At 71.5% G+C, this 26,228-nt stretch carries 25 protein-coding genes and 1 tRNA gene; 19 read left to right on the top strand and 7 right to left on the bottom strand.

Annotated features, from left to right (window positions below):
- Positions 1 to 82: 82 nt before the first annotated feature.
- The 3 genes from AERO9AM_RS13255 (at position 83) to AERO9AM_RS13245 (ending at position 2,847) form a co-directional block, all read left to right on the top strand.
- Positions 83 to 994, top strand: a complete 912-nt coding sequence (locus tag AERO9AM_RS13255; RefSeq protein WP_159576559.1) for a MetQ/NlpA family ABC transporter substrate-binding protein — start codon at positions 83 to 85, stop codon at positions 992 to 994.
- A gap of 120 nt (positions 995 to 1,114) precedes the next feature.
- A complete protein-coding gene (locus AERO9AM_RS13250) occupies positions 1,115 to 2,188 on the top strand; it encodes a methionine ABC transporter ATP-binding protein (RefSeq protein ID WP_159576558.1) in 1,074 nt (357 codons plus the stop codon).
- The gene (locus tag AERO9AM_RS13245) at positions 2,188 to 2,847 is read left to right on the top strand and encodes a methionine ABC transporter permease (RefSeq protein ID WP_159576557.1); all 660 of its coding nucleotides are present in this window, start codon (positions 2,188 to 2,190) and stop codon (positions 2,845 to 2,847) included. The genes AERO9AM_RS13250 and AERO9AM_RS13245 overlap by 1 nt, the downstream gene beginning before the upstream one ends.
- On the opposite strand, the gene AERO9AM_RS13240 is transcribed toward AERO9AM_RS13245, so the two are convergent.
- Positions 2,834 to 3,790, bottom strand: coding sequence for a pseudouridine synthase (locus AERO9AM_RS13240; protein WP_159576556.1), 957 nt, complete (start codon positions 3,788 to 3,790; stop codon positions 2,834 to 2,836). The genes AERO9AM_RS13245 and AERO9AM_RS13240 overlap by 14 nt on opposite strands.
- Before the next feature lie 116 nt (positions 3,791 to 3,906).
- Between AERO9AM_RS13240 and AERO9AM_RS13235 the strand changes: the two genes are divergently transcribed.
- Both AERO9AM_RS13235 and AERO9AM_RS13230 read left to right on the top strand, forming a co-directional pair.
- Entirely contained in the window at positions 3,907 to 4,860 is a 954-nt protein-coding gene (locus tag AERO9AM_RS13235) for an aldo/keto reductase (protein ID WP_159576555.1), read from the top strand.
- Positions 4,861 to 4,877: 17 nt separating this feature from the next.
- Positions 4,878 to 5,834: an NADP-dependent oxidoreductase gene (locus AERO9AM_RS13230; protein WP_159576554.1), complete on the top strand. Its 957-nt coding sequence runs from the start codon at positions 4,878 to 4,880 to the stop codon at positions 5,832 to 5,834.
- A gap of 6 nt (positions 5,835 to 5,840) precedes the next feature.
- Here the strand turns inward: AERO9AM_RS13230 and AERO9AM_RS13225 are convergent, their stop codons facing one another.
- On the bottom strand, positions 5,841 to 6,350 hold the full coding sequence (locus tag AERO9AM_RS13225; protein WP_159576553.1) for a MarR family winged helix-turn-helix transcriptional regulator: 510 nt from the start codon (positions 6,348 to 6,350) through the stop codon (positions 5,841 to 5,843).
- Between the two features lie 7 nt (positions 6,351 to 6,357).
- Entirely contained in the window at positions 6,358 to 6,894 is a 537-nt protein-coding gene (locus AERO9AM_RS13220) for a GNAT family N-acetyltransferase (RefSeq protein ID WP_159576552.1), read from the bottom strand.
- 113 nt (positions 6,895 to 7,007) lie between these two features.
- Between AERO9AM_RS13220 and AERO9AM_RS13215 the strand changes: the two genes are divergently transcribed.
- From AERO9AM_RS13215 to AERO9AM_RS13190, 6 genes are all read left to right on the top strand, one after another.
- A tRNA-Gln gene (locus tag AERO9AM_RS13215) sits at positions 7,008 to 7,079 on the top strand.
- Between the two features lies 1 nt (position 7,080).
- Positions 7,081 to 8,508, top strand: a complete 1,428-nt coding sequence (gene glmU, locus AERO9AM_RS13210; RefSeq protein ID WP_159576551.1) for a bifunctional UDP-N-acetylglucosamine diphosphorylase/glucosamine-1-phosphate N-acetyltransferase GlmU — start codon at positions 7,081 to 7,083, stop codon at positions 8,506 to 8,508.
- A gap of 9 nt (positions 8,509 to 8,517) precedes the next feature.
- Positions 8,518 to 9,555, top strand: a complete 1,038-nt coding sequence (locus tag AERO9AM_RS13205) for a ribose-phosphate diphosphokinase (RefSeq protein ID WP_159576550.1) — start codon at positions 8,518 to 8,520, stop codon at positions 9,553 to 9,555.
- Between the two features lie 70 nt (positions 9,556 to 9,625).
- The gene (locus AERO9AM_RS13200; protein ID WP_159576549.1) at positions 9,626 to 10,102 is read left to right on the top strand and encodes an FMN-binding protein; all 477 of its coding nucleotides are present in this window, start codon (positions 9,626 to 9,628) and stop codon (positions 10,100 to 10,102) included.
- Position 10,103: 1 nt separating this feature from the next.
- Positions 10,104 to 10,967, top strand: coding sequence for an FAD:protein FMN transferase (locus AERO9AM_RS13195; RefSeq protein WP_159576548.1), 864 nt, complete (start codon positions 10,104 to 10,106; stop codon positions 10,965 to 10,967).
- On the top strand, positions 10,964 to 12,487 hold the full coding sequence (locus AERO9AM_RS13190; RefSeq protein ID WP_159576547.1) for an FAD-dependent oxidoreductase: 1,524 nt from the start codon (positions 10,964 to 10,966) through the stop codon (positions 12,485 to 12,487). Before AERO9AM_RS13195 ends, AERO9AM_RS13190 begins: the two co-directional genes overlap by 4 nt.
- A gap of 15 nt (positions 12,488 to 12,502) precedes the next feature.
- On the opposite strand, the gene AERO9AM_RS13185 is transcribed toward AERO9AM_RS13190, so the two are convergent.
- Positions 12,503 to 14,080, bottom strand: coding sequence for a sensor histidine kinase (locus AERO9AM_RS13185; RefSeq protein ID WP_159576546.1), 1,578 nt, complete (start codon positions 14,078 to 14,080; stop codon positions 12,503 to 12,505).
- Between the two features lie 28 nt (positions 14,081 to 14,108).
- Positions 14,109 to 14,843 (bottom strand): response regulator transcription factor, encoded by a 735-nt coding sequence (locus AERO9AM_RS13180; RefSeq protein ID WP_159576545.1) that lies wholly within the window; start codon positions 14,841 to 14,843, stop codon positions 14,109 to 14,111.
- 75 nt (positions 14,844 to 14,918) lie between these two features.
- On the opposite strand from AERO9AM_RS13180, the gene AERO9AM_RS13175 reads away from it, so the two are divergent.
- The 3 genes from AERO9AM_RS13175 to AERO9AM_RS13165 all read left to right on the top strand — a co-directional run bounded on the left by AERO9AM_RS13175 (position 14,919) and on the right by AERO9AM_RS13165 (position 18,574).
- Complete coding sequence (locus AERO9AM_RS13175) at positions 14,919 to 16,196, top strand: FAD-binding oxidoreductase (RefSeq protein WP_159576544.1); 1,278 nt, start codon at positions 14,919 to 14,921, stop codon at positions 16,194 to 16,196.
- Between the two features lie 130 nt (positions 16,197 to 16,326).
- Positions 16,327 to 17,853 (top strand): ABC transporter permease, encoded by a 1,527-nt coding sequence (locus tag AERO9AM_RS13170; RefSeq protein WP_159576543.1) that lies wholly within the window; start codon positions 16,327 to 16,329, stop codon positions 17,851 to 17,853.
- 25 nt (positions 17,854 to 17,878) lie between these two features.
- Positions 17,879 to 18,574 carry an ABC transporter ATP-binding protein gene (locus tag AERO9AM_RS13165; protein ID WP_159576542.1) on the top strand — a complete coding sequence of 232 codons (696 nt, stop codon included), beginning with the start codon at positions 17,879 to 17,881 and terminating at the stop codon, positions 18,572 to 18,574.
- A gap of 57 nt (positions 18,575 to 18,631) precedes the next feature.
- On the opposite strand, the gene gndA is transcribed toward AERO9AM_RS13165, so the two are convergent.
- Positions 18,632 to 20,086 (bottom strand): NADP-dependent phosphogluconate dehydrogenase, encoded by a 1,455-nt coding sequence (gene gndA / locus AERO9AM_RS13160; RefSeq protein WP_159576541.1) that lies wholly within the window; start codon positions 20,084 to 20,086, stop codon positions 18,632 to 18,634.
- 48 nt (positions 20,087 to 20,134) lie between these two features.
- Positions 20,135 to 21,040, bottom strand: a complete 906-nt coding sequence (locus tag AERO9AM_RS13155) for an NAD(P)-dependent oxidoreductase (RefSeq protein ID WP_159576540.1) — start codon at positions 21,038 to 21,040, stop codon at positions 20,135 to 20,137.
- A 127-nt stretch (positions 21,041 to 21,167) separates the two neighbouring features.
- Here AERO9AM_RS13155 and AERO9AM_RS13150 point away from each other — a divergent pair, with 127 nt between their 5' ends.
- From AERO9AM_RS13150 to AERO9AM_RS13130, 5 genes are all read left to right on the top strand, one after another.
- The gene (locus AERO9AM_RS13150; RefSeq protein ID WP_159576539.1) at positions 21,168 to 22,229 is read left to right on the top strand and encodes a D-2-hydroxyacid dehydrogenase; all 1,062 of its coding nucleotides are present in this window, start codon (positions 21,168 to 21,170) and stop codon (positions 22,227 to 22,229) included.
- 44 nt (positions 22,230 to 22,273) lie between these two features.
- On the top strand, positions 22,274 to 23,065 hold the full coding sequence (locus AERO9AM_RS13145) for an IclR family transcriptional regulator (RefSeq protein ID WP_159576538.1): 792 nt from the start codon (positions 22,274 to 22,276) through the stop codon (positions 23,063 to 23,065).
- Between the two features lie 200 nt (positions 23,066 to 23,265).
- A complete protein-coding gene (locus AERO9AM_RS13140) occupies positions 23,266 to 24,678 on the top strand; it encodes an MFS transporter (protein ID WP_159576537.1) in 1,413 nt (470 codons plus the stop codon).
- Entirely contained in the window at positions 24,675 to 25,472 is a 798-nt protein-coding gene (locus AERO9AM_RS13135; RefSeq protein ID WP_236602617.1) for an SDR family oxidoreductase, read from the top strand. Before AERO9AM_RS13140 ends, AERO9AM_RS13135 begins: the two co-directional genes overlap by 4 nt.
- Positions 25,472 to 26,200, top strand: a complete 729-nt coding sequence (locus AERO9AM_RS13130; protein WP_159576536.1) for a fumarylacetoacetate hydrolase family protein — start codon at positions 25,472 to 25,474, stop codon at positions 26,198 to 26,200. Before AERO9AM_RS13135 ends, AERO9AM_RS13130 begins: the two co-directional genes overlap by 1 nt.
- The last annotated feature ends 28 nt before the right edge of the window (positions 26,201 to 26,228 follow it).

Below are 26,228 nucleotides of genomic sequence, written 5' to 3'. Positions count from 1 at the left end.
ACGTCGTGTGACGGAGTGATTCGGACGCCGTGCGATCCCGCTCCTAGCGTTGTGATGTCCCCCAAGAGAGGAACTCACAGCCATGTCCCGCAAGCTCACCACCGCGCTCGCCGCCGCCACCGCGGCCGCCGCGCTCGTCTTCTCCCTCGTCGGCTGCGCCTCCGGCTCGAGCGCCGGCGCTGACCCGACCGACGCATCCAGCAAGCCGGTCAAGATCGGCGTCGTCGGCAAGAGCGACCCGCAGTGGCCCGCGTTCGTCGCGGCCGCCAAGAAGGAGGGCATCACCGTCGAGATCGTGGACTTCGGCTCCTACGAGCAGCCCAACCCGGCCCTCAGCGAGGGCGAGCTCGACCTCAACGAGTTCCAGCACATCGTCTACCTCGCGCAGTACAACGTGAAGTCGGGCAAGGATCTGCAGGCGATCGGATCCACGGCCATCTATCCGCTCGGTCTCTACTCGAAGAAGCACAAGAGCGTGAAGGAGATCCCGGCGGGCGGCACGGTCGCGGTTCCGGACGACGCCTCCAACCAGGCGCGCGCTCTGCTCGTGCTGCAGTCGGCCGGTCTCGTGAAGCTGAAGTCGGGAGGCACCGCGCTGTCCGACCTTGCCGACGTCGACACGGCGGCGTCCAAGGTCAAGGTGACCGCGTTGGAGGCGGCGCTCATCCCGACGTCGCTCCCGGACGTCGACGCAGCGATCATCAACAATGACTTCGTGAAGGATGCGGGGCTCACCTTCGCGGACGCCCTCACGCAGGACGACGCCAAGGATCCGAGCGCCCAGCCCTATGTCAACATCTTCGCCGCACGTGCCAAGGACAAGGACAACGCGACCTACCTGAAGCTCGTCGAGATCTTCCAGAAGGACCCCGCCGTGCAGGCAGGGCTCAAGAAGGCCTCGGGTGACATCGGGGTGCCGACCGTCCTGTCCGCGGCCGACCTGCAGAAGGTGCAGGCCAAGGTCGAGGCGGACGTCAAGGCGCACAAGAACTGAGCTCCAGAGCTCCGCAGCGGCGGCCACGCCCGCCGCAGCCGCCGGAACCGGGCGACGCCGAACCGCGTCGCCCGGTTCCGCGTCCCATGACTTCATGACGCAGAACCAACCGGAGAACCCATGCCGATCGTGAGCCTGCAGGGCGTCACCAAGTCCTATCCGCCGACCGCGCGCGACGGCGCCCCCGTCGTCGCGGTCGACGATGTGTCCCTCGACATCGCCCAGGGGGACGTCTTCGGCATCATCGGATACTCCGGCGCGGGCAAGTCGACCCTGGTGCGCCTGATCAACGCGCTGGAGCCCGCCACGAGCGGGCACCTGATCGTCGACGGCGTCGACATCACGACGCTCTCCGAGCGCGAGCTGCGTCGCGTCCGCGGCGGGATCGGCATGATCTTCCAGCAGTTCAACCTCTTCTCCGCGAAGACCGTCAAGGCGAACATCGCGTACCCGCTCAAGCTCGCCGGCTGGGCGAAGGCGGACATCGACGCGCGCGTCGCCGAACTGCTCGCGTTCGTCGGCCTCTCCGACAAGGCCAAGGCGTATCCCGAGCAGCTCTCCGGCGGTCAGAAGCAGCGCGTCGGCATCGCGCGCGCCCTCGCCACCCGGCCGGCGATCCTGCTCGCCGATGAGGCGACCAGCGCGCTGGATCCGCAGACCACCCACGAGGTGCTCGAACTGCTGCGCCGCGTGAACCGCGAGCAGGGCGTCACCATCGTCGTCATCACGCATGAGATGGATGTGATCCAGACGCTCGCCACGAAGGTGGCCGTCATGGAGAACGGCCGGGTCGTGGAGCAGGGCGACGTGTTCGAGGTGTTCTCGAATCCGCAGAACCCGGCGTCGCAGCGGTTCGTGGGAACCGTGATCAAGGGGGTGCCGACCCCGGCCGAGCAGGCGTCGCTGCGGGCGCGTCACGAGGGCCGCCTGGTCACGTTCTCCTTCCGCGACGGAGACTCGTCGCAGGCGCAGGTGTTCCTCGACCTCGCGGAGGCGGGCCTGGAGTTCGAGCTCGTCTACGGCGGGATCAACGACATCCGCGGCCGCGCGTTCGGGCATCTCACCCTGGCGATCCGCGGCGCGGATCCGGCGATCGACGCTGCTCTGGGCCGGATCCGGGCTCATGCGACGGTGACCGAGATCGGATCCGATGCGCCCGACGCACGGGCGGGCGTGGAAGGCGAGGTGCGCTGATGGATCGTCTCATCGAGCTGCTGCCGGACTTCTGGCAGGCCGCCGTTGAAACGCTGTACATGACGACGATCGCGCTCGTCATGTCGGGCGTGATCGGCACGATCATCGGCATCGGGCTCTACGTCACCCGCCCCGGCGGCCTCATGCCGAACCGTGCGGTGAGCACCCTGATCTCGTTCCTCGTGAACTTCTTCCGGCCGATCCCGTTCGTGATCTTCATCGCCGTGCTGCAGCCGTTCACCCGGCTCGTGATCGGCACGGGCATCGGCATCAACGCGGGAGCGTTCGCGATCGGGGTGGCGGCGTCGTTCGCGATCGGGCGCATCGTCGAGCAGCATCTGGTGTCCGTCTCGCCCGGCGTGATCGAGGCGGCGCGCTCGATGGGCGCGGGCCCGTGGCGCATCCTGCTCACGGTCGTGATGCCCGAGGCGCTCGGCCCGCTGATCCTCGGTTACACCTTCATCGTCGTCGCCCTCATCGACATGACGGCGATGGCGGGTCTCGTCGGCGGCGGAGGCCTCGGCGCTTTCGCGCAGGTCTACGGCTTCCGGCAGTTCGAGCCCGTCGTGATGTGGGCGGCGATCATCCTCATCGTGGTGTTCGTGCACCTCGTGCAGACGCTCGGGACGTGGCTGGCCCGGCGCATCATGCGGCGCTGACGGGCCGCGGCGCCTCCTGCAGCGTGCGCCGCGTGGTGAACTCGCGCGGCGCGCCGGAGAGCGGGTCGATGAAGCGCAGCTCCCGGGCGAGCAGCTGCAGGGGGCGCGCGAAATCGTCCGGCGTCTCCGGCAGCAGCTCCGGGTAGAAGCCGTCGTGGAGGATCCCCGCGCCGAGCTCGGCGAGGTGCACGCGCAGCTGGTGCATGCGTCCGGAGTGCGGGCGCAGCAGGGTGTGCAGCACGCGGTCGTCGAAGCCGCGCAGCTCGATGAGCGTCTCCGCGTTCGGCTCGCGGGCGGGATCCGTCTGCACGCACACGCTGCCGCGGAGCTTGGCGATGTGGTTGCGGTGCACGAGAGGGAAGGCGGATCCGGCCAGCGCAGGAGCGTCGGGATCCCAGTCGGCCGGCAGCAGCGAGACGGCCTCGTAGACCTTCTCCACCTCGCGGCGCTCGAACAGCAGCTGGTACGCCCCACGGGTCGCCGGACGCGCGGAGAACATCAGCAGGCCCGCCGTCGCGCGGTCCAGGCGGTGTATCGGCGTGAGCTCCGGGATTCCCAGCGCGTTGCGCAGCCGCACCAGGGCGGAGTTCTGCAGGTACTTGCCGCCGGGGGTCGTGGGCAGGAAGTGCGGCTTGTCGACGACCACGAGATCCGCGTCCTGATGCAGGACCTCCACGTCGAACGGGATCTCCTTCTCCACCGGCGGCTCGCGGTAGTACCAGACGAAGTCGTGCGCACCCAATGGGGTCGCGCGGCTGAGGGCGGTCCCGTCGAAGGCCACGATCTCGCCGCGGTCGAACCGGCTCAGCAGCCGCTCCGGGTCGAGGTGGAAGAACCGCTCGGCCATGTAGGCGCCCACGGTCGGCCACGGCCCCTCGGCGGGCACGCGCAGACGCGTCGCGCCGACGCCGTCGCGCACGGGCAGGGGAGAGGGCATCGCCATTCGCCCCAGCCTAGTTCGCGCGACCTGTGCGGGAGCGGCGCGGCAGCCCGCGCCCGGTCGACGACACGCGACGTCACCCGGAAATAGTCGTCGCCGATCCTCGGTTGCCCCGGAGTATGACACGCATCGGATCCAGTGACCTGTCCGTCTTCCCGCTCTCGCTCGGCGGCAACGTGTTCGGCTGGACGGCCGACCGCGACGCCTCGTTCGCCGTGCTCGACGCGTTCGTGGCGGGAGGCGGGAACTTCATCGACACCGCCGACGCGTACAGCGCCTGGGTGCCGGGCAACAGCGGCGGCGAGAGCGAGACGATCATCGGGGAGTGGCTCGCCTCGCGACGCCCCGAAGGACTCGTGGTCGCGACCAAGGTGAGCCAGCATCCGCAGTTCCGCGGTCTGTCGGCCGGCAACATCCGTCGCGCGGCGGAGGCGTCGCTGGACCGGCTCGGCGTGGACGCGATCGACCTGTACTACGCGCACTTCGACGACGAGACGGTGCCGCTGGAGGAGACCGTGGCCGCCTTCGGGCAGCTCGTCGCCGACGGCCTGGTCCGGTACGTCGGCGTGTCGAACTACTCGGCCGAGCGGATCCGCGAGTGGATCCGGATCGCGCAGGCGAGCGGCGTCGCTCTGCCGGTGGCCGTGCAGCCGCACTACAACCTCGTGCACCGCAACGACGTCGAGGAGAAGATCATCCCCGTCGCGACCGAGTTCGACCTCGGCCTCGTCCCGTACTACGCGCTCGCGAGCGGCTTCCTCACCGGCAAGTACCGCTCCACCGACGCGACCGGCCAGTCCTCCCCGCGAGCCGCCGGCGCCGCCAAGTATGCGACGGAGCACGGTCTGCGGATCATCGACGCGCTCCAGGAGATCGGCGACGCGCACAGCGCCTCGATCACCGCGACCGCGCTCGCCTGGCTGCGCGCCCAGCCGACCGTCGTCGCGCCGATCGCCAGTGCGCGCACGGCCGACCAGGTGCCGGACCTGCTCGCCGGCGCGCGCCTCGAGCTCTCCGCCGAGGAGATCGCGCGTCTCAGCAGCGTCTCCGCGTGGACGCCGGCCCAGGTCTGACGGGAGGACGAGAGCACATGCGCACAGCGGTCTACACAGGTCCGGGGAGCGCGGCGGACGTCGTCGCGTTCCGTGAGGTCGACGCCCCGGTCGCGGGCCCGGGAGAGGTGCTCGTCCGCGTCGCCGCGGTCGGGCTCAACCCCGTGGACGTCAAGATCCGCGCCGCGGGGCACGACTTCGGATCGATCCGGTACTCGGATCGTCCCGGGTGGGACGTCGCGGGCACGGTCGCGGCCGTCGGGCCCGGCGTCACCGGATGGGGTGCGGGCGACGCGGTGTTCGCCCTGGCCCGCTTCCCCGATGCGGCGCACACCCTCGCCGAACTCGTCGCCGTCCCCGCCGGGGATCTCGCCCCTGCGCCGCACTCGTGGAGCGCGGCGCAGGCGGGCGCGGCGCCGCTCGCCGCGCTGACGGCGTGGCAGGCGCTGGACGCCGCGGGCACGGAAGCCGCGGCGGGAGCGGACGGCCGCCGCGTGCTCGTGCTCGGGGGCGCGGGCGGCGTCGGCCACTTCGCGGTCCAGCTCGCGAAGGCCAGGGGAGCGCACGTGATCGCGACCGCAAGCCCGGCGAAGCAGGCCGTCGTCGCGTCCTGGGGTGCGGACGAGGTGATCGACTACCACGACCGCGATGCGCTCGAGGCGGTCGCTCCGGTGGACGCGGTGATCGTCACGGTCTCGGACACGCTCCCGCCGCGCGGGGCGATCCGCGAGGGGACGTCGGTGATCACGATCACCGGCTTCACCGCCGAGCAGGAGGCGCAGCTGCGCGCGTGGGGCGCGGATCCGGTGCAGCGGATCCTCGTCGTCGCGAACGGCGCGCAGCTCACGGAGATCTCCGCGCTCGCCGATGCGGGTCGGCTCACGGTGCACCTCGACGGGGAGTACGGCCTGGATGACCTCGCTGCCGCCGAGGAGCGGGTCGAGACCGGGCGGGTGACCGGCAAGGTCGTGGTCGTGGTCGAGCCGAGGGATTGAGCGCGATCAGGCGTCGAAGCTCAGGCTGAGCTTGCGCAGCAGCGCCGCGATGCGCTCGCGGTCGCTGCGGCCCAGCGCGGACAGCAGGGTCGCCTCGGCGTCGACGAGGCGCGTGATCGCCGCGTCCACGCGCACCCTGCCGTCGTCGGTCAGGGTGACGAGCACGCTGCGGCCGTCGCCCGGATCCGCCTCGCGGCGCACCAGCCGGCGTCCCACCAGCCGGTCGATGCGGTTCGTCATGGTGCCGCTGGAGACGAGCGTCTGCTGCAGCAGCTGCTTCGGGCTGAGCTGGAACGGGGCGCCGGCGCGGCGCAGCGCGGACAGCACGTCCCACTCCCACGTCTCCAGGTCGCTGCGGCGGAACACGTCGCGGCGGGCGCGGTCGAGCAGGCGGGAGAGCCGGTCGACGCGGGAGAGCACTTCGAGGGGGGAGAAGTCCAGATCCGGTCGCTGCGTGTTCCACGCCGCGACGATGCGGTCGACCTCGTCGCCCGTCCGCTCCTCGCCGATGCTCATCCGTCCATTATCGCGGGCTCAGGGCGTAGCTCCCCGGCACCGGCAGCGGACCGGTGGCGATGCTCACCGGAAGCGTCCTGGGTGTCACCCGGATCGTCAGGAACAGGCTGTGCGGATCGTCGGTGTACGCCCCGAACGGCTCGCACTCGTCGAAGCCCGCCTTGGCGTACAGGCGATGCGCGGGCCAGAAGAAGTCATCGGCGCCGGTCTCCAGCGAGATCCGGCTGATGCCGCGGTCGCGCGCGTCGTCGAGCAGGGCGGTGAGCATCACGGAGGCCACTCCGCGACCGCGCATCGACGGGGCGGTGCGCATCGACTTGAGCTCCTCGTGGCCCGGCTCCAGCTCGGCCAGCGCTCCGGTTCCGACGAGCACGCCGTCCACGGTCGCGGCGAACAGGCGCACCGTGGGGGCGAGCAGGCCGGTGATGTCGAGAGCATGCCGGCTCTCGGGCGGCGCGGTCGCTTCCATGTCCCGGAGGTGGTCGGTCAGGAAGCGCTCGAGCTCGGGCGTCGGGGTGTGCACCCGGGTGATGCGGATGTTCATCGTCCCAGCGTCGCGCAGCGACGTTACAGCGGTATTGCCGACCGGTTCCGAGCCGGTCACGCCCGCCGCGGTCTGGCAGACTTGTCGGGCGGCCATCGCCTCGGCGGCCGCGGTCCGCCGTGGTGTAATGGCAGCACGACAGCCTTTGGAGCTGTGAGGTCCGGGTTCGAATCCTGGCGGCGGAGCATGACGCAGAACGCACTCGCCATCATCGTGCTCGCTGCCGGCCAGGGCACGCGCATGAAATCCCGCCTCCCGAAGGTGCTGCACCCGATCGCCGGGCGCACGCTCGTGGGGCACGTGCTGGCCACCGCCTCCCGGCTGGGCGCCGACACCATCGAGGTCGTGGTGCGCCACGAGCGCGACCAGGTGGTGGCGGCCCTGGAGGCCGAGCACCCCGACGTCGTGATCGTCGACCAGGACGAGATCCCCGGCACCGGGCGGGCGGTGCAGGTGGCGCTCGACGCGCTGCCCTCCGGCTTCGACGGCGATGTGCTGGTGCTCTCGGGCGACGTGCCGCTGCTGGAGGCGGAGACGCTGCAGGCGCTCGTGGACGGGCACCGCGCTGCGGCCGCCGCGGCGACCGTGCTCAGCGCGATCGTCGACGACCCGACCGGATACGGGCGCATCATCCGCGATGCCGACGGCGACGTCGCGCGCATCGTCGAGCAGAAGGACGCCGACGAGGCGGAGCAGGCGACCCGCGAGATCAACGCCGGCGTCTACGTGTTCCGCGCCGGTCTGCTGCGCACGCAGCTCGCCCAGGTGACCACGGACAACGCCCAGGGCGAGATGTACCTCACCACCGTGATCGGCCTGCTGCGCGAGAACGACGAGAAGGTGGCCGTCGAGATCGCCGCCGACACCGCGGCCACGTTCGGCATCAATGACCGGATCCAGCTCGCCGAGGCGGCCCGTACGCTGAACGACCGCATCGTGCGCCGCTGGCAGCGTGAGGGCGTGACGATCCAGGATCCGGCCACGACCTGGATCGACGACGATGTGACGCTCGCCCCCGACGTCACGATCCTGCCCAACACGCACATCCTCCGCGCCAGTACGGTCGCGACGGGAGCGGTGGTCGGCCCGGACACGACGCTCGTCAGCACCGAGGTGGGGGAGGACGCCGAGGTGCGCCGCTCCGAGGCGACGCTCGCCGTGATCGGCGCCCGCGCCACCGTCGGCCCGTTCTCCTACCTGCGCGCCGGCACCACCCTCGGCGAGGGCGGGAAGATCGGCGCCTACGTCGAGACCAAGAACGCCCAGATCGGCGACGGCTCGAAGGTGCCGCACCTGTCCTACGTCGGCGATGCGACGGTGGGCCGCGGCGTCAACCTCGGTGCGTCCACGATCACCGCGAACTACGACGACGTGAACAAGCACCGCACCGAGATCGGCGACGAGGTGCACACCGGCTCGCACACGGTGCTCGTCGCGCCCGTTAGGCTGGGAGCCGGCGCGAAGACCGGCGCCGGAGCCGTCGTCCGCAAGGACGTCCCCGCCGGTGCTCTCGCGATGACTGTCGCACCTCAGCGCAACATCGAGGGGTGGGTCGAGAAGAACAGAGCAGGCACGGCCGCGGCAGAAGCAGCGCGTGCCGATTCGGCGGAATAGGCGGGTCCGATGGGGCGCAAGAAGAACACGACGGTCGAGCTGGATCGCGAGAACGACATCGCGCCAGGCCTGGTCGCCAAGACCAAGAAGAGGCTCGTCGTCGCCGGCGGTCGCTCGCACCCTGAGCTCACCGCCGCGGTCGCCGCGGCGCTCGGCACCGAGATCGCCCCGGTGGAGCACCGCACCTTCGCCTCCGGCGAGCTCTACGCCCGCTTCGAGGTCTCGATCCGTGGCTGCGACCTGTTCATCGTGCAGTCCTTCGGGCAGCCGATCAACGAGTGGCTCATGGAGACGCTCATCATGCTCGACGCCGCCAAGCGCGCCTCGGCCAAGCGGATCACCGTCGTCGCCCCGTATTACCCGTACGCCCGTCAGGACAAGAAGGGGCGCGGTCGCGAGCCGATCTCGGCGCGCCTGGTGGCGGACATGTTCAAGGTCGCCGGCGCCGACCGCGTGATGAGCGTCGATCTGCACGCCGCGCAGATCCAGGGCTTCTTCGACGGCCCGGTCGACCACCTCTTCGCCAAGCCGGTGCTGCTGCAGCACTTCGAGGACACCCTCACGGCCGAGGACCGCGAGACCCTCACCATCGTGTCGCCGGACATGGGCCGCGTGCGCGTGGCCGACACCTGGTCGGACAGCCTCGGCGCGCCGCTGGCGATCATCCACAAGCGCCGGGATCCGAAGGTCGCGAACCAGGTCTCCGTGCACGAGATCGTCGGCACCGTCGACGGGCGCACCTGCCTGCTCGTCGACGACATGATCGACACCGGCGGCACGATCGTGAAGGCGGCCCAGGCGCTCAAGGCCAATGGCGCGCGCAAGGTGATCGTCGCAGCGACCCACGCGATCTTCTCGGATCCGGCGAGCGAGCGGCTGCAGGACTCGGCGATCGACGAGGTCGTCGTCACCGACACCATCCCGCTCTCGGAGGCGCGTCGCTTCCCGGGCCTGCGGATCCTCCCGATCGCGCCCTTGCTGGCCACCGCGATCCGGCAGGTGTTCGAGGACGGCTCGGTCACGAGCATGTTCGACGGCGCGGCCTGACGCGCCCAGCCTCATCGCCCGCCGGGCCGCCTCAAAGGTGACGCATAGGCGCAGTGCGGAAGGTGGATCCATGCAGCTCACACCCATGGCACGTCGCGGATCCGCCCTCGTCGGCATCGCCGGAACGCTCCTCCTGGCCGGATGCGCGGCCGAGGCGTCCTCTGCCGAGACCACGAAGGACACCCCGGCGCCGCAGAGCACCGCCTCGGCTCCGTCGACCTCGAGCGCATCCACGGGCGGTGGCGGCGGCGCGTACAAGGACGGCACCTACACCGCCGAGGGCTCGTACCAGACGCCGGAGACGGTCGAGAAGATCTCGGTCTCGCTGACGATCCAGGACGACACGGTCACCGCGGTGGACGTGACCGGGGATCCACAGGCGGCGGAGACCAAGCACTATCAGGCTCAGTTCGTCGGCGGGATCGCCGCACAGGTGGTCGGCAAGAAGCTCGACGACATCTCGGTCAGTCGGGTCTCCGGATCCTCGCTCACCAGCAAGGGCTTCACGCAGGCTCTCGACACGATCCGCACCGAAGCCAAGGGCTGACGTGCACACCTGGCGGTTCGAGGCGATCGGCACCGTCTGGGAGATCGAGACGGTCCGGCCCGTGACAGCGGGTGAGCGCGACGCCGTCGGCGACGTGATCGACGACTTCGACCAGACCTGGTCGCGGTTCCGCGACGACTCGCTGGTGACCGCGCTCGCCGCCGCACCCCAGGAGGTGCCGGCCCCGCCGGACGCGGCAGCGATGCTCGACCTGTACCGCGCGCTCTCGGACGTGACGGGGGGAGCCGTCCAGCCCCTCGTCGGCGACAGCCTGGCGGCGCGGGGATACGACGCCCGCTACACGATGCGCGACCGCGGCGCCCATCCCGCTCCGCACGACTGGATCGCGCTCCTCGCCTGGGACGACGCTGCTCTGGCGCTGCGCGCGCCGGCGCTCATCGACGTCGGAGCGCTCGGCAAGGGGCGCCTCGTGGACGTGGTGCACGATCTGCTGGGATCCCTCGGCCACACCGAGCGCCTCATCGACGCGGGCGGCGACCTCCGGCTGAGCGGCGGGCCGATCCGCGTGGGGCTGGAGCATCCGTTCGACGCGACGAGCGCCATCGGCGTCGCCGTCGTCGCGGATGCGGCACTGTGCGGATCGGCCGTGAACCGGCGCGCGTGGCCGGGGCAGCACGGCGGGCTGCACCACGTGCTGGACGCCCGGACGGGTGAGCCGGTGCGCACGATCGCTGCGGCCTGGGCGATCGCGGACGAGGCGATGCTGGCCGATGCGGCCGCCACGGCGCTGTTCTTCGACGGGGGTCCGGAGTTCGCCGCTCGATTCGGTGTGGAATGGGTGCGGATGACCACCACCGGCGGCGTGGAGTGGTCTGCAGGGACGAGGATGGAGGTGTTCGCATGATCGCGACGCTGGTGGGGCTTCGCCAGCGGGTGCTCGCGCCACTCGGTCGGCTGTCGATGTACCGGCTCACGCTCTACGCGCTGCTCGCGCTCGCCGCGGTCGCCGTGGTCGAGTCCGCCCTCGGGTGGATCGGCGTCACGCCGCTCGACCTGGTGGCCAGTCTGGCGCTGCTCGTGCTCGCGACCTTCTGCACGGATGCAGTGGCTCAGGCCCTTCTGCGGGTGCCGCGGCGGATCGAGTCATCGCTGATCACCGCGCTCATCCTGCTGTTCGTCGTGCAGCCGGGCGCGAACCCGGATCAGATCGGGGGCATCGCGCTCGCCGGCGTCGTGGCGGGCGCATCGAAGTACCTGCTGGTGTGGCGCGGCCGTCACCTGTTCAACCCTGCGGCCGTGGGCGCGACGGTGCTGACCGTGACCGGTCTGGGGTTCTCGGCCTGGTGGGTCGGCACGCCCGCGCTGGCGATCCCCGTGGTCCTGCTCGGACTGCTGGTGCTGTGGCGCACCGAACGGTCCGGCATGGTTCTGCTGTTCCTCGCCGTGTACGCGGTGGTGTCCTCGGCGCGAATGTCGGTGCTGTCCTCCGCGGCCGGGCTCGCCGTCGATCCTGCGACGCTGCTGTCGTCGGTGCTGCTGCAGTCGCCGGTGCTCTTCCTCGGCGCGTTCATGCTCACCGAGCCGCTCACGCTGCCGTCGCGGCGCTGGCAGCGGCTGCTCGTCGCCGGCGTGGTGGGGGTGCTCGCCGGGTGGCCGCTGAACCTCGGCGTCGTCACGCTCGGCCAAGAGCGCGCGCTGCTGATCGGCAACCTGATCGCCGCGGTTCTGGTGGGCCGTGCCGGGATCCGGCTCTCCCTCGTGCGCCGCAGGGCCCTGACGCCGACCGTGCACGAGCTCACCTTCCGGGCGCGGCGCGGGTTCCGGTTCGCGCCGGGGCAGTACCTCGAGCTGCAGGTGCCGCACCGCCGCCCCGACGCCCGGGGCACGCGCCGGGAGTTCAGCATCGCCTCCGCGCCGGCCGAGCTGCCGTTCGTCCGCATCGCGTACCGCGAGACCGGATCCGGATCCACGTACAAGCGTGCGCTCGAGGCCGTGCAGACCGACGACGTGCTCACCGCGACAGGCGTCTGGGGGGACTTCGTGCTGCCCGCCCGGCAGGTCCCGGTGCTCCTCGTGGCCGCGGGGATCGGCATCACGCCGTTCGTGTCACAGCTGGCCGCCGGCGACCGCGCCGACGCGGTGCTCGTGCTCGTGGCCTCCTCGGCGGAGGAGTGCGCGTACCTCGACGAGGTCGCCGCGTCCGGCGCCCGCGTCGTGGTGGTGACCCCGGATCGGCCCGAGCTGCCGAGCGGGGCCGAGTGGGCCGGTGGGGGCCGGCTCGACGCCGCGATGCTGCAGGAGCTCGTTCCGGACCTGGACAGCCGCCAGGCGTACGTCTCCGGACCGCCGCGCCTCATCGCCGACCTCGCACCGGCGCTGCGTGGCGCGCGTCGGCTCACCACGGACGCCTTCGCCGGCTACTGAGCCCGCGGGTGGCGCTCAGCGTCCCCCGATGGCGCGGCCGATCTCGTGGCCGCCCTCGGCGGCGCGATCGTCGTCGGGTGCGCTCGCAGCATGCGGCATGCGCGGCAGGCGCACCGTGAACACGGTCTCGCCCGGTTCGCTCTGCACCGAGATCGTGCCGCCGTGGCCCTCCACGATCGCCTTGGTGATCGACAGGCCGAGGCCGGATCCGCCGGTGGCGCGGTTGCGGGAGCGGTCGCCGCGGGCGAACCGGCTGAAGAGCTCGTCCCGCACCTGCGGGTCGATGCCGGGGCCGTCGTCCCGCACGCGGAGCACGGCATCCTCGCCGTCCACGGCGACCTCGACGGTGATGCGCGTGCCGGCCGGAGTGTGCGTGCGCGCGTTGGCGACGAGGTTGGCGACCACCTGCTGCAGCCGTCCGGTGTCCCCGATGAGCTCGACGGGCTCCGCCGGCACATCGATCGTCCACACGTGGTCGGGCGCCGTGGGGCGCGCATCCTCGACGCCCTCGATCGCGAGCCGGGAGAGATCGACGGTCGACAGCGACAGCTCTCTGCCCTCCTCGAGCCGCGCCAGCAGCAGCAGATCCTCGACGAGGCGCGTCATCCGCAGCGATTGGGCCTGGATGCGCTCGAGCGCCGTGTGCGCCGATGCCGTCGCCGGATCCTCAGGAGCCGTGGACGTCGACAGCGCCCGCAGCGAGAGCTCGGAGTATCCGCGGATCGACGACAGCGGGGTGCGCAGCTCGTGGCTCGCGTCCGCGACGAACTGCCGCATCCGCTCCTCGTTGCGCTGCCGCACGGCGAGCGAGGCGTCGACGTGGTCGAGGAGCGTGTTCAGGGCCGCGCCCACCAGTCCGGTCTCCGTGCGCGGATCCGCCTCCGCCGCCGGCACGCGCTCGGTGATCGACACGTCGCCGCGGTCCAGCGGTTGGTTGGCGACGCGGTTGGCGGTGGCCGCGACCTCGCGCAGCGGCCGCAGGGCGAGCCGGATGGTGATCGCCGTGGACAGGGCGAGCAGGATCAGGCCGCCGATCGTGGTGAGGGCGATCATCGAGAACAGCGTCGTGATCTGGGCCTCGACCGAGGCGCGGGGAAGGCCGGTGATCACCTCGACCGAATGCGGCGTGTCCCCAGGGATGGCGACCGCTTGGTGCGCCAGTTGATACGAGCCGAGGCCGCCGATCTCCTCGTCGTATCGCCCTTGGTTGAGCGCGGTGACGATCTGCCGCATCTGGGTGCCGTTCAGATCCTGCGCGACCCGGTCGGGACTCACATAGGACCCCGTCACCGAACCCGTGTCCGACAGCACCATGACGAGGGTTCCCGTCGGCACGCCGGTCTGACCCTCCCAGAGGCTCGATGCGCTCGGCACGGTGTGGCTGATGAAGGCGCTCGCCGCAGCCGAGCGGGCGAGGCTCTTGCTCGCCGTCGCGAGCTCGTCCTGCAGCCGCCCGTTCAGCACGTTCCCGAGCACCACGCTGGTCGCGATGGCGATGACCACGAGGATCAGCGACACGAAACCGGTGACGGCGGCCATGAGTCGCGCCTGCAGCGACAGGGGGCCGCGCGGGCCGTGGCGGAACGGGTTCATCGGCGGGAGGACTCCATCGTGCGCGGACTTATTGCTGCGGGGCCTTGATCATGTAGCCCACACCGCGGACCGTGTGGATCAGCGGCACCTCGCGTCCGGCGTCGAGCTTCTTGCGCAGGTACGAGATGTAGAGCTCGACGACGCTGGAGCGGCCGCCGAAGTCGTAGCTCCACACCCGGTCGAGGATCTGCGCCTTCGACAGCACGCGGCGCTCGTTGCGCATGAGGAAGCGCAGCAGCTCGAACTCCGTCGCGGTGAGCTCGATCTCGTCGCCGCCGCGGACCACCTCGTGGCTGTCCTCGTTGAGGGTGAGATCGCCGACCTGCAGGATCGAGTCCTTGGCATCGGTGGTCGCGCCGCCCGAGCGGCGGATCACGGCGCGCAGACGCGCCACGACCTCCTCGAGGCTGAACGGCTTGGTGACGTAGTCGTCGCCGCCCGCGGTGAGCCCGGCGATCCGGTCGCTCACCGCGTCCTTGGCGGTCAGGAACACGACGGGCACCATGTTGCCCTGCTCGCGCAGGCGCTTGAGGACGCCGAGCCCGTCCAGGTCGGGCATCATGACGTCGAGGACCAGGGCGTCGGGGCCGAAGTCGCGGGCGACCTGCAGCGCTTCGAGTCCCGACCCGGCGGTCCGCACCTCCCAGCCCTCCATGCGCAGGGCCATGGCGAGGAGGTCGGTGAGCATCGGCTCGTCGTCGACCGCGAGGATCCGCAGGGGAGAGCCATCGGGGCGGCGCAGCTCAGTGGCGTGATCGTTCATGCATCCATTCTCCTCAGCTTCCTATGAGCCGCCTATGAGCTTTGAAATGTCTGTGGCCATGATTACCGTCGGACCATGAGCTCCTCCCGCGAATCCGGATCCGCCGTCCCCGAGAACCAGCCCGAGATCGTGCACCCCGCCGATGCCGACGAGGTCGCGGCAGCCGTGCGCCGTGCGGTCGAGGAGGGCAGGCCGGTGATCGTCCGCGGCGGCGGCCACGGCTTCTGGAAGCCTGCGCCGGGCGCACTCACGATCGATGTCCGCGCCCTCGCGTCGATAGAGGTCGGCGAGGAGACGGAGCGGGGCCGCCTGGTCCGCGTCGGCACGGGCGCGCTCTGGGGCGAGGTGGCCGCGGCGCTCGCCCCGCACGGCGTGGCGATCAGTTCCGGCGACACCGCGAGCGTCGGGGTCGGCGGCCTCGCCGTCGGCGGCGGCATCGGCCTGCTCGTGCGCGACCGCGGACTCGCGGTCGACCAGCTCCGCGGCGCGCAGGTGGTGACCGCGGACGGTCGGGTGGTCGAGGCCTCCGCCGCGGAGAACGCCGAGCTGTTCTGGGCGATCCGGGGCGGTGGCGGCAACTTCGGCATCGTCACGCGGCTCGACTTCGAGGCGGCGCCGCTCGCGGGCGTCCTGGCCGGCGAGCTGACGGTCGACGGCGACCAGGCCGCGCTGCTGCGCGTCGTGCGGGACACCCTGGCGACCGCGCCGCGCGAGCTGACCGTCACCTACATGGACGTGCCGGCGATGGACCCCAGCGCTCCGGCCGGCGCCCGCCTCGCGGTCGTCTGGGCGGGCACCGACGAGGCTGCGCTCGAGCCCGTGCTGCAGCCGATCACGGCGGTCGAGGGCGTGGGCGGCGAGGTGGCGCGCACGGCGTACGCGGACGCGCTGAGCACGATGCCGCATGACGTCGACGATCCGGTGCCGCCGATGCTGTCGGTGAACGGCTTGTTCGCCGAGCTCGACGACGCGCTGATCGACCGTCTGGTCGCGTTCCGCCGCGCGCATGCCGGCTCGGTCGTGTTCCTGCGCTCGCTCGGCGGAGCCTACGGTGACGTCGCGGACGATGCGACCGCGTTCCCGGCGCGTGCGGCGACCTGGTTCGTGATGGCCGTCGCCTTCGACTTCCCCGGCATGCTCGATGACAGGGAGCGCGAGACCGCGCGGACGGAGCTCGAGGCGATCGCGCAGGGACGGCTCGCCGCGTACACGAACTTCGCGGATCCGGCGTCGAATCCGGATCCTGCCGTGTTCTACGCGCCGCAGGTGTGGTCCCGGCTGCGCGCACTGAAGGCGCAGTGGGATCCGCGGAACCTGTTCTCCGGCAACCACAACATCCCGCCCGCGGGCTGATCGCGTCATCGGAACGCCGACGCCGGCCCGAGGTCGGCGCGGTGCTTAGCCTGCGCATAGCAACGCCATCACCGCGGCCCAGAACGCGCTCCTAGCGTCACCAGCACAAGCGTGACCGAAGAGGAGAAGCATGTACGGGACGTATCTGCGCCGCGAGCTGGCCGGGCGGAAGAAGCAGACGGTGATCGTCGCGGTGGGATTGGCGATCGCGATCGCCCTGGTCATCGTCGTCAACGCCCTGTCCGCCGGGGTCCGGGATGCGCAGGCCGAGGCCCTCGCGCGGGTCTACGGCGTCGGCACCGACCTCACCGTGACCGGAGCACCCGCGCAGCGGGGCAGCGACACGGGCCAGCGCTTCGACTTCGGCGCCGGCGGCGGCGCGACCGGCAGCGACGGCAGCACCTCGCTGAAGACGTCGGTGCTGCGCGCCTCGCCCGCCCGCGGCACGCTCGCCGCGTCCGAGGTGAAGACGGCGGCCTCGACCGATGGTGTCGCCGCCGCGACGGGCGCGCTGAGCCTCACCAACCTGACCTTCGACGGGCAGATCGCCCAGCAGGACGCGCAGTCCGGCACCAGCCGGCCCGAAGGGCAGAGCGGTGCGGCCGAAGGCCAGGCCGGCGGCCAGAGCACCGGGGAGCGACCGCGCTTCGGCGGCGGCCGGTTCGGACTCGACTCGTTCTCGGTGCTCGGCGTCGACCCCGCCGCGGGGACGGACGTGGGACCGCTGTCATCGGTGAAGGTCTCCTCCGGGCGTGCGCTGAGCGCGAGCGACGCCGGCGGGATGGTGGCCCTCGCCGACAGCACCTACGCCACGTCGAAGAGCCTGAGCGTGGGCGACACGGTCGACGTCGGCGGATCCAGCGTGAAGATCGTCGGGATCGTGACCTCGTCGTCCGCCTCGGCCGACACCGCGGCGAACATCTACCTGCCGCTGGACACGGCGCAGAAGATCGCCGGCACGGGCGACGTCGTTTCCGCGATCTATGTCAAGGCGTCGTCGGCGGCCGGTATCCCCGCCGTGCAGAGCGCGCTCGCGAAGACGCTGCCCGATGCGACGGTGAGCTCGCAGGCCGACCTCGCCTCCACGGTCTCCGGATCCCTCTCCAGCGCCGCGGGCATGATCGAGGGCCTCGGCACCTGGCTGTCGGTCATCGTGCTCGCCGTGGCCGTGCTCCTGGCCGTGCTGTTCACGCTCTCCGGCGTGGCACGGCGTACGCGGGAGTTCGGCACCCTCAAGGCGATCGGCTGGTCCAACGGGCGCATCGTGCGCCAGGTCGCGGGGGAGTCGCTCGTGCAGGGGCTCATCGGCGGCGCCGCGGGGCTCGCGCTCGGCCTCGTCGGGATCCTCGTCGTCAACCTCGTGCACCCCACGATCTCCGGCGCCTCAGGCATCGCCCGCCGGGCGGCCGGTGGCGCGGAGGCGTCCGGGCCCGGCGGCGGAGCAGGGGGCTTCGGCGGTGAGGGATTCGGCGGCGGGGGCGCCTTCCGCGCCCTCGGCGGGGCCGCACAGGACGTCGTGCTGCACGCACCGCTCAGCGTCGGGATCCTCGTCGCCGCCGTCGGGCTCGCGATCCTCGGAGGCCTGATCGCCGGTGCCGTCGGGGGATGGCGTGCCGCGCGGCTGAGCCCCGCAGAAGCCCTGCGGTCCGCCGCCTGAAACGCATCCGGAACGGGAGAACATCATGAGCACCATCGAGACCGCACCCCAGCCGCTCTACGTCCTGACCGACGTGACCCGCACCTACACCGGGAAGGGGCGCACCGTGACGCCCCTGACCGGCGTGACAGCGGAGATCGGGGCCGGCGAGTTCGTCACCATCCAGGGCCCGACCGGCGGCGGCAAGTCGACCCTGCTGCAGCTCCTCGGCGCGCTGGATCGGCCGACCGCGGGATCCCTCGTCCTCGCCGGCACGGAGCTGTCCTCCGCCTCGAACAAGGAGCTCGGGCGGATCCGGGCGGAGGACGTCGGCTTCGTCTTCCAGGGGTTCAACCTGATCCCCACGCTCACCGCCAGGGAGAACGTGGCGATGGCGCTGGTGCCCGCCAGGACGGGCCCGGCCGAGCGCGCCGCCCGCGTGGAGGAGGCGCTGGCCCACGTCGGGCTCGCCGATCGCGGTGACCATCTTCCCGGGGAGCTGTCGGGCGGCCAGCAGCAGCGGGTGGCGATCGCCCGCGCCATCGTGAAGCGACCGCGGGTGCTGCTCGCGGACGAGCCGACGGGCAACCTCGACGAGGAGATGCGCGACGAGATCCTGACGCTGCTGGAATCGCTGTGCGCCGAGGGGCTGACGCTCATCGTCGTCACGCACGACTCCGCGGTCGCCAAACGCGCGCACCGCCGGCTGCGGCTGAAGAACGGACGTCTGAACGCGGTCTGAGGTATGGAACACGCAAGCGCCGTCCCCGGCGATCGGGGACGGCGCTTCACTGTGCGGTCAGTGCGTGTCGACGGCCGGGATCTCGGTGCGGTCGCCGGACCACTGCGTGTGGAACGTGCCGTCCTTGTCGATGCGCTTGTAGGTGTGCGCGCCGAAGAAGTCGCGCTGGCCCTGCACGAGCGCTGCGGGCAGCCGGTCGGCGCGGATGCCGTCGTAGTACGACAGCGACGACGAGAACGCCGGCGCGGGGATCCCGGCCTGCGCTGCCGCGACCACGACGCGGCGCCAGGCGGCCTGGGCGCGGCCGATGGCCTCGGCGAAGTACGGCGCCGTCATCAGCACCGGGAGGTCCGGCGTCTGCGCGTACGCGTCCGCGATGCGGTTCAGGAACTGGGCGCGGATGATGCAGCCGCCGCGCCAGATCTTCGCGATCGCGCCGAGGTCGATGTTCCAGCCGTACTCGGCGGCGCCGGCGCGGATCTCGTCGAAGCCCTGCGAGTAGGCGACGATCTTCGACGCGTACAGCGCCAGGCGCACGTCCTCGATGAACGCGTCGGCCTGGTCGGCGGGGACCGTGAACTCGTCGGCCGGGCCGGGCAGGGCCGCGGCGACGGCGCGCTGCTCGGGGTGCGAGCTCAGCGAGCGGGCGAAGGTGGCCTCGGCGATGCCGGAGACGGGCACGCCGAGCGACAGCGCGGTCTGCACGGTCCACGCACCGGTGCCCTTGGCGCCGGCCTGGTCGAGGATGACGTCCACGAGCGGCTTGCCGGTGGACGCGTCGACCTGGCGCAGCACCTCGGCGGTGATCTCGATGAGGTACGACTCCAGCTCGCCCTTGTTCCACTCGGCGAAGATCTCCGCGATCTCCGCCGGGGTCTTGCCGGTGCCGCGGCGGATCAGGTCGTACGCCTCGGCGATGAGCTGCATGTCGGCGTACTCGATGCCGTTGTGCACCATCTTCACGAAGTGCCCCGCGCCGTCGTGGCCGACGTGCGTGACGCACGGCTCGCCCTCCGCGATGGCAGCGATGGACTTGAGGATCGGGCCGAGCGTGACCCAGGACTCGTCGGATCCGCCGGGCATGATCGACGGGCCGGTGAGCGCGCCCTCCTCGCCGCCGGAGATGCCCGCGCCGACGAAGTTGATGCCGGTCTCGCGCACGGCCTTCTCGCGGCGGATCGTGTCGGGGAAGTACGCGTTGCCTCCGTCGACGATGATGTCGCCCGGCTCGAAGACCTTGACGAGCTCGTCGATCACGGCGTCCGTGCCCGCACCGGCCTTGACCATGATGATCGCGGTACGCGGCTTCTGCAGGCTGTCGGCGAACTCCTGGTACGTGGAGGCGGGGATGAAGCCCGCCTCGGGATGCGCGTCCAGCACCGACTGCGTCTTCTCGTAGCTGCGGTTGAAGATCGCCACGGTGTTGCCCTCACGGCTCGCGAGGTTGCGGGCGAGGTTCGAGCCCATGACGGCGAGTCCGACGACTCCGATGTTGGCAGCGGCTGTGGGCACGGTGATCTCCTCGTGTCTCCGATGGGGGATGGGTTCAGCGTATCGCTGTTATCGCGGCGTTCCGGGCTGTGAGTCACGCTCCGCGACGTACCGCCGGGTGACCGAGATGTCGCGCTCGCCGAGTCCCGCCGACACGATCCCGTCGAAGGCAGCGCGCAGGGCGGGGAGAAGGGCGGGATCCGTGTGGGTCGCCTGCGCGATGTCGGCCGCGAACCCGAGGTCCTTCACCATGTAGCGGGCGATGCCGCTGGGCTCGTCGGTGCCGGCCACGAGCTGCTCGCGCCGGCTGTCCAGCAGACGGGATCCGGCGTAACCGCCGGACAACAGCGTCCACAGGGCGTCGAGGTCGAGTCCGGACCGCTCCGCCAGCACGGTGGCCTCCCCGAGCGCCAGGATCGTCGCGGCGACGACGAGCTGGTTGCACGCCTTGGCGACCTGGCCTGCGCCGAGCGGGCCGAGATGGACCGGGGTTCCGCACGGAGCCAGCACACGGGCCGCGAGCTCCGTCTCGGCCGGCTCGCCGCCGAGCATGATCGACAGCGTCCCGGCGGCCGCGCCGTCGACGCCGCCGGAGACAGGGCAGTCGACCACGCGCACACGTCCCTCGGTCTGGGTCGTGATGCGCGCCGCCAGGGCGCGCACGCCGGGCGCCGACGATGTGGAACCGATCAGGAGGAGCAGATCGCCGGCATCCGCGAGCAGGCCGTCCGGCCCGGAGAGCGCCTCCTCGAGTTCCGGGAGGTCGGGCAGCATGGTCAGGACCACGTCGGCGCGGGCGCCCAGCTCGCGGGGCGTCGCCACCGCCATGGCGCCGGCTGCGGCGAGTTCCGGCTGCGGCCGCCGCGAGGCGGTGAGAAGACGACCGTGTCCCTCCAACAGCCGCTGCGCCATCGGCAGGCCGATGGCGCCCAGGCCCAGCATCCCGACCGTGACATCCTCGTGCGCGTCGTTCATGCGCCCATCGTAGCGCGGATTCAAAATACGGAACAGTATCCAATCAGTTGGATCCGCGATACCCTGAACGGGAGTGACCGTCAGCTGCGCCTCCGGGCGGACGACGGAACGACGACGAGGAGGGTACATGGTCGAGGCGACGGAACCGAGGCTGCGCGCGGTCGCGGCGGTGCCGCTGGCGGAGCCGCTGTGCCGGCTCATCGAGGAGCTCGAGCCGCGCGTGCAGGTGGTGCGCGACCACTCTCTCGTGCATCCCATGCGCGGGCCCGCCGACTGGTCGGGGGATCCGGATCACGTGCGCACGCCGGAGCAGCAGCGCGCGTTCGAGGAGATGGTCGACTCGGCCGATGCGCTCTTCGGCATCCCCGACGTGGATCCGCAGGCCCTCGCCCGCACGGTGCGCGCCAATCCCCGGCTGCGCTGGGTGATGACTACCGCCGCCGGCGGCGGCGCGCAGATCAAGGCCGCCGGCCTCGACCGCGCGGAGCTCGATCGCATCGTCTTCACGACGAGCGCCGGGGTGCACGGCGCGCCGCTCGCGGAGTTCGCGGTGTTCGGGGTGCTCGCCGGCGCCAAAGACCTGCCGCGACTGCAGGCGGACCAGCGGGAGCGGCGCTGGCCGGAGCGTTTCACCATGCGTCAGATCGATGAGATGACCGTGCTGGTCGTGGGCCTGGGCGGCATCGGCGCCGAGTGCGCGCGCGCCTTCCATGCGCTGGGTGCCCGGGTCTGGGGGACGACCCGCACCGGCACGCCCGTCGCGGGCGTGGACCGCCTGATCCCGCTGGACGAGCTCGTCGAAGCCGTCGCGCACGTCGATGCGATCGTGGTCACCCTCCCGGGCACCGAGCAGACGCATCACCTCATCGGGGCGGATGTGCTGGCCGCCGTGCGGCCGGGGGCGATCCTCGCGAGCGTCGGGCGCGGCACCGTGATCGACGAGTCCGCGTTGCTTCAGGCCCTGGACGAGGGCCGGATCTCGTTCGCCGCGATGGACGTGTTCGAGGTCGAGCCGCTGCCGGCCGCCTCGGCGCTGTGGTCGCATCCCCGCGTGCTCATCAGCCCGCACACGGCCGCGCTCAGCACCAAGGAGGAGGAGCGGATCGCGCGGCGGTTCGCGGCAGACGCGACGCGCCTGCTGGATGGCTCGCCGTTGCATGCCGTGGTCGATACGGTCGAGTTCTACTGACCTGCGGCAGTCGCGCCGCGGGTCCGCACGATGAAGGGTTCGGCATGTCAGACGACGACGCCCGCGAGGGACGCGACCCCGCGCCCGCGGTGACGCGCAGCATCCGCCTGCTGGGCCTGCTCGCCGAGGCCGGAGGTCCGCGGACCCTCACCGAGCTCGCAACGGGGCTCGGACTGGCCAAGTCGTCGACGGCGAACCTGTGCCTGGCGCTCGAAGCCGGCGGCATGATCGAGCGCGTCGCCCAGGGGTACCGCCTGGGGCTGCGCACGGCGGAGCTGGGCGGCGCCTTCGCTGCGCAGTTCAACCAGATCCGCGAGTTCTACGCCGTGTGCGAGGCATCGCCCGTGCTCTCCTCGGAACTCGTCCAAGTGGCGATGCTGGACGGCGCCGACGCGCTGTACCTCGCCCGGCACGAGGGCTCGCGCACCATGCGCATCGGCACTCCGCTCGGCTCCCGGCTCCCGGCCGCGCTGTCCGCGACCGGGCGTGCGCTGCTGATGACCAGGACCGACGCCGAGGTCGAGGCGCTGCTCGGAGCCGACGTCGCCTTCCCCGCGCTCACCGAGCGCAGCGCGCGGGGCCTTCCGGCGCTGCTCGAGGCGCTGCGGGCCGGACGCGAGCGGGGCTGGGCGATCGACGGCGAGGAGTCCTTCCGCGGGATCATCGGGGTCGCCGTCCCCCTGGATGGCTGGTCGCCGGCCGATCCGCAGCTCGCGCTGGGCGTCGCGATCCCCGCGGCCGACGCGGGGTACGAGCGGATCGAACGGGTCGGGCGCGCGCTCCAGGAAGCCGCCCGGCAGCTGACCAACCCCTTCAGCGCCGCGGCCCGCGCCTGACACACGAGGACGGATCCCCGACGATCGGGGTGCTCGGCGTGCCCGGTTCCGGGCATCTGCGCCCGGTGATCCCGTGTGCGACGTTGTCGCTCGCCTTGAGATGATCGCGTCCGGAATCGGTACAACGTATTGAACAATGGCCAACAGGTTGGTACTGTCGTCCCTATCGCCGATGATGCGAGCCGATCGAAGGAGATGGCATGACCACCACGCACCCCGCCGTGCACACCCCGTCGGAGGATCCGGAGTACGCGGGCAATCTGCGCCGAGCGACGCTCGCATCGAGCATCGGCAGTGCGCTGGAGTACTTCGACTTCGCGCTGTACGGCCTGTCCACCGCGCTGATCTTCAACGTCCTGTTCTTCCCGCAGGGCAACCCGGGCATGGCCACGGTCGCGGCGTTCGCGACCTTCGGCGTCGGGTTCCTGGCCCGCCCCTTCGGCGGTCTCTTCTTCGGGATCCTCGGAGACAAGCTCGGCCGCAAGTGGGTGCTCGTTGCCACCATCGTGCTGATGGGCGGCGCGTCCACGGCGATCGGCCTGCTGCCGACCTATGCGGCCGTGGGCATCTGGGCGCCGATCCTGCTCGTGCTGATGCGCCTGCTGCAGGGATTCGGGGCCGGCGCCGAGCAGGCCGGTGCGACCGTGCTCATGGCGGAGTACGCGCCGGTGCGCCGCCGCGGCTACTTCTCGGCGCTGCCGTTCATCGGCATCCAGGCCGGCACCGTGCTGGCCGCGCTCGTCTTCGCCGGGATCTCGGCGCTGCCGAAGGATCAGCTGATGAGCTGGGGGTGGCGGGTGCCGTTCCTGTGCTCGTTCGTGCTGATCCTGCTCGCCCTGTTCATCCGGATGCGACTGCGGGAGACGCCGACCTTCGTCGAGCTGGAGAAGCACGAGCAGATCGCCGATCACCCGTTCCGGGAGATCTTCGGGCACGGCCTGCCCGGCGTCATCGTCGGCATCGGTCTGAGGATGGCGGAGAACGGCGGCTCCTACATGTTCCAGACGCTCGGGCTCGCGTTCTTCGTGGCGGTCGTCGGTCCCGACGCCGACAAGAGCCTGCTCACCTGGGGCGTCTCGCTCGGCTCGCTGATCGGCGTGTTCTCGGTGCCGTTCACCGGCCACCTCTCCGACCGGTTCGGACGCCGCACGGTCTATCGCTTCGGCGCGGTGTTCATGCTCGCCTACGCCTTCCCGGCCTGGTGGCTGCTGTCCCTGGGCAACCCGTTCCTCGCGATCGGGGTGATCGCGGTGGGCATCGGCGTGGCCGTGAACTCCATGCTCGGCCCGCAGTGCGCCATGCTGCCGGAGCTGTTCGGGAACCGGCACCGCTACCTCGGCGTGGCGATGGCGCGCGAGATCTCCGCGGTGCTCGCGGGCGGCCTCGCCGGTGTCCTGGGCGCGTACCTCCTCGCCGTGAGCGGCAACAACTGGATCCTGCTGGCGACCTACATGGCGGTCCTGGCGCTGATCACCACGGCCTCCACCTTCCTCGCGCCGGAGACGCTGCGTCGCGACCTCACCCGCGTGGACGACGCCGTGAAGGTGTCGCGGGAGGAGAGCGGGGACGGCGTGGACGCGACCACGGTGTCCATCCTCGCGGTGCGCCCGTGAGCACCACCAGGGCGCATCTGCCGGCGGGTCTCGCGGCGTTCGATCTCACGGGCCGTGTCGCGCTCGTCACCGGATCCACCCGCGGCCTCGGCCGCACGATCGCCGAGGGACTGGCCGCAGCGGGCGCGACGGTGGTGGTGCACGGACGCAGCGCGGAGGAGGGCGGCATCGTGGCGGGGGAGATCACCGACGCCACGGGATCGGCGGCCCATCACGCCGCCTTCGACGTCACGGACGCCGCCGAGGTCGAGGCCGGGATCGACCGGATCGAGCGCGAGCTCGGCGGGATCGACGTCCTGGTGAACAACGCCGGGATCCAGCGCCGCGCCCGCATCGACGAGTTCCGCGACGAGGACTGGGACGCGCTGGTGCAGATCAACCTCGGCGCCGTGTTCGCGCTGAGCCGCCGGGTGTCGCGGGGCATGATCGCCCGCGGATCCGGCAAGCTCATCCAGATCGGATCCGTGCAGTCCCAGTTCGCCCGGCCGTCGATCGCGGCCTACGCGGCGACCAAGGGCGCGATCGTGATGTTCACCCGCGGACTGTGCGCGGACCTCGGTCCGCACGGCGTGCAGGCGAACGTGATCGCCCCCGGCTACTTCGAGACCGCGCTGACCCGCGCGCTCGTCGACGACGAGGCGTTCTCGGCGTGGGTGCGCGGACGGACGCCGGCCGGGCGCTGGGGCGACCCGCGGGACCTGGTCGGCGCGGCCGTGTTCCTCGCCAGCGCCGCGAGCGATTTCGTCAACGGTCAGACGCTGTACGTCGACGGCGGCATGACCGCGGTGGTCTGATGCTGCTGGGACGGATCCTCACCGCGGACGGCGTCGTGCCCGCCCGGCGCGAGGGCGACGGCTGGGTGCGGATCGAGGATCCGTACGCCGCGTTCGCCGAGGGCCGGGTCCCGGCCGACCTCGGTCCGGTGCAGGGCGAGGTGCAGGCGCCGGCCGAATCGATGGTGGTCGTCGGGATCGCGCAGAACGGACCCGGGCATGCCTCGCCCGTGCAGGCCTGGCTGAAGAGTCCGCGATCCGTGGTCGGATCCGCGGTTCCGGTGCGCCTGCGCCGGGACGCCGGTGCGACGGTCGCGGAGGGGGAGATCGCCGTGGTCATCGGGCGGCGCACGGACGGGCTGACCGCCGCGAACGCGCACACCTACGTGCTCGGCATCACGGCGGTGAACGACCTGTCCAGCCCGGAGCGGGCGGTGCTGGATCCGCGCAACTTCGAGTCGAAGTCGGGCGACGGCTACACCCCGCTCGGGCCGTGGATCGACACGGAGCTCGACCTGGACGACGTCGCGCTCGCCGTCGAGGTGGACGGCGAGATCGTCGCGACGACCGGCGCGAGCGCGCTGCCGGTCCCGATCCGGGACTGCCTGGCCTACGTCGCGGCCTGGTCGACGCTCGGACCGGGGGACGTGGTGATGACCGGGGCGCCGTATTCCCAGGCGCCGGTGCGGCCGGGGCAGACCGTGGCGGTCACCGTCGGCGGCGTGCGGCTGGAGACGCCGCTGCGCTGAGGACCGGGCAGCATGCCGTGCCGCGCGG

The sequence above is a fragment of the Microbacterium sp. 8M genome (genome assembly GCF_902506375.1).
GTDB lineage: Bacteria > Actinomycetota > Actinomycetes > Actinomycetales > Microbacteriaceae > Microbacterium.
Note: the sequence above shows the minus strand (reverse complement) of the source record. Positions and strands in the feature narration are given on the sequence as shown.

Excerpts from the sequence above, each read along its gene's own strand:
- AERO9AM_RS13190 (WP_159576547.1), top strand. The coding sequence starts at position 10,964 with ATGATCGCGACGCTGGTGGGGCTTCGCCAGCGGGTGCTCGCGCCACTC.
- AERO9AM_RS13145 (WP_159576538.1), top strand. The coding sequence starts at position 22,274 with ATGTCAGACGACGACGCCCGCGAGGGACGCGACCCCGCGCCCGCGGTG.
- AERO9AM_RS13250 (WP_159576558.1), top strand. The coding sequence starts at position 1,115 with ATGCCGATCGTGAGCCTGCAGGGCGTCACCAAGTCCTATCCGCCGACC.
- AERO9AM_RS13220 (WP_159576552.1), bottom strand. The coding sequence starts at position 6,894 with ATGAACATCCGCATCACCCGGGTGCACACCCCGACGCCCGAGCTCGAG.
- AERO9AM_RS13175 (WP_159576544.1), top strand. The coding sequence starts at position 14,919 with ATGAGCTCCTCCCGCGAATCCGGATCCGCCGTCCCCGAGAACCAGCCC.
- AERO9AM_RS13235 (WP_159576555.1), top strand. The coding sequence starts at position 3,907 with ATGACACGCATCGGATCCAGTGACCTGTCCGTCTTCCCGCTCTCGCTC.
- AERO9AM_RS13200 (WP_159576549.1), top strand. The coding sequence starts at position 9,626 with ATGCAGCTCACACCCATGGCACGTCGCGGATCCGCCCTCGTCGGCATC.
- AERO9AM_RS13245 (WP_159576557.1), top strand. The coding sequence starts at position 2,188 with ATGGATCGTCTCATCGAGCTGCTGCCGGACTTCTGGCAGGCCGCCGTT.
- AERO9AM_RS13225 (WP_159576553.1), bottom strand. The coding sequence starts at position 6,350 with ATGAGCATCGGCGAGGAGCGGACGGGCGACGAGGTCGACCGCATCGTC.
- AERO9AM_RS13240 (WP_159576556.1), bottom strand. The coding sequence starts at position 3,790 with ATGGCGATGCCCTCTCCCCTGCCCGTGCGCGACGGCGTCGGCGCGACG.
- AERO9AM_RS13255 (WP_159576559.1), top strand. The coding sequence starts at position 83 with ATGTCCCGCAAGCTCACCACCGCGCTCGCCGCCGCCACCGCGGCCGCC.
- AERO9AM_RS13155 (WP_159576540.1), bottom strand. The coding sequence starts at position 21,040 with ATGAACGACGCGCACGAGGATGTCACGGTCGGGATGCTGGGCCTGGGC.
- AERO9AM_RS13185 (WP_159576546.1), bottom strand. The coding sequence starts at position 14,080 with ATGAACCCGTTCCGCCACGGCCCGCGCGGCCCCCTGTCGCTGCAGGCG.
- AERO9AM_RS13130 (WP_159576536.1), top strand. The coding sequence starts at position 25,472 with ATGCTGCTGGGACGGATCCTCACCGCGGACGGCGTCGTGCCCGCCCGG.
- AERO9AM_RS13230 (WP_159576554.1), top strand. The coding sequence starts at position 4,878 with ATGCGCACAGCGGTCTACACAGGTCCGGGGAGCGCGGCGGACGTCGTC.
- AERO9AM_RS13140 (WP_159576537.1), top strand. The coding sequence starts at position 23,266 with ATGACCACCACGCACCCCGCCGTGCACACCCCGTCGGAGGATCCGGAG.
- AERO9AM_RS13205 (WP_159576550.1), top strand. The coding sequence starts at position 8,518 with ATGGGGCGCAAGAAGAACACGACGGTCGAGCTGGATCGCGAGAACGAC.
- AERO9AM_RS13180 (WP_159576545.1), bottom strand. The coding sequence starts at position 14,843 with ATGAACGATCACGCCACTGAGCTGCGCCGCCCCGATGGCTCTCCCCTG.
- AERO9AM_RS13165 (WP_159576542.1), top strand. The coding sequence starts at position 17,879 with ATGAGCACCATCGAGACCGCACCCCAGCCGCTCTACGTCCTGACCGAC.
- AERO9AM_RS13170 (WP_159576543.1), top strand. The coding sequence starts at position 16,327 with ATGTACGGGACGTATCTGCGCCGCGAGCTGGCCGGGCGGAAGAAGCAG.
- glmU (WP_159576551.1), top strand. The coding sequence starts at position 7,081 with ATGACGCAGAACGCACTCGCCATCATCGTGCTCGCTGCCGGCCAGGGC.
- AERO9AM_RS13150 (WP_159576539.1), top strand. The coding sequence starts at position 21,168 with ATGGTCGAGGCGACGGAACCGAGGCTGCGCGCGGTCGCGGCGGTGCCG.